This is a genomic window from Streptomyces sp. ADMS (assembly GCF_033441795.1).
Taxonomy (GTDB): domain Bacteria; phylum Actinomycetota; class Actinomycetes; order Streptomycetales; family Streptomycetaceae; genus Streptomyces.
On record NZ_JAVFVX010000466.1, the window covers coordinates 1 to 396 of the forward strand.

Genomic DNA, 396 nt, shown 5'->3' on the forward strand with positions numbered 1-396 from the left:
GCGAATTATGGAGGTGTCGTGATGGACCCGGTCGTCGTGGGAGTGGACGGCTCGCCGTCGAGCCTCGACGCGGTGGAGGTCGCGGCACGTGAGGCCGGACTGCGCGGCGTGGGACTGCGGCTGGTGCACGCCTTCGGGTGGCCGTCGATGCATCTGCCGCCCGGCGGACCCCCGTGGAATCCGGCGATGGCGGGGGTGCGGGAGTTGGTGGACGGCACGCTGATCGAGGCTGAGGAGCGTGCCCGCAGAGCCGTACCGCAGGTGGATGTGACGCGTGCGGTCAACGTCGGCGAGCCGCTGATGGTCCTGGAGATCGAGTCGCGGACCGCCTCGCTCGTCGTGGTCGGCAGCCGGGGCCTCGGGGCGTTCGGCAGCCTGCTGCTCGGTTCCACCGCC

General features: G+C 71.7%; 1 protein-coding gene. It reads left to right on the top strand.

Annotation, left to right across the window (positions count from 1 at the left end; translation table 11 throughout):
- Positions 1-18 precede the first annotated feature (18 nt).
- A partial coding sequence (locus tag RB628_RS41580) for a universal stress protein (RefSeq protein ID WP_318325794.1) occupies positions 19-396 on the top strand: 378 nt, incomplete at its 3' end.